The following is a 412-nucleotide window of genomic DNA, read 5'->3' as shown; positions in this document are numbered from 1 at the left end:
CGTCCACCCGGGGCTGCTGCTGTTCTGGTGGGGCCTGCCGGCCGTCGGCGGCGCCCAGTGGCTCGCGTGGGTCGTCTGGGCCTCCGGCGGCGGCCACCACGAGATCGAGGCCCACCAGGGCTGGCTGACCGCCGATCAGCTCGCGCCGGTCAGCGCGGGCGGTGGACCTGGAACCGGCGTCCCGTCACGGCGGCCGGCACGAGCTGGATGACGTCGTACTTGAAGGTGGGCAGCCACGACACGGTCGCCACGTCCGCGAACGCCTCCGCGGGACCCTCCTCGACGTGCTGGAGCCGGCCCCGCACCAGCACCGACCACGCCTCCTCGCCGCGCAGGTCGTCGATCTCCAGGGCGGCCTCGGCGTGCAGCTCGGAGGCCAGCAGCTTGTTGCCCTCGCCGGTCGCGACCAGCA

2 protein-coding genes are annotated in these 412 nt (G+C 74.5%); one reads left to right on the top strand and one right to left on the bottom strand.

What is annotated here, in order from left to right:
- The coding region (locus Q0L15_RS19675) for a hypothetical protein (RefSeq protein ID WP_296606288.1) at positions 1–211 on the top strand (211 nt) is incomplete at its 5' end.
- Here Q0L15_RS19675 and Q0L15_RS19670 read toward each other — a convergent pair.
- A partial coding sequence (locus Q0L15_RS19670) for a pyridoxamine 5'-phosphate oxidase family protein (RefSeq protein ID WP_366939617.1) occupies positions 150–412 on the bottom strand: 263 nt, incomplete at its 5' end. The two genes, Q0L15_RS19675 and Q0L15_RS19670, sit on opposite strands and share 62 nt — an antisense overlap.

The sequence above is a fragment of the Nocardioides sp. genome (genome assembly GCF_024509035.1).
Lineage (GTDB): Bacteria > Actinomycetota > Actinomycetes > Propionibacteriales > Nocardioidaceae > Nocardioides.
Note: the sequence above shows the minus strand (reverse complement) of the source record. Positions and strands in the feature narration are given on the sequence as shown.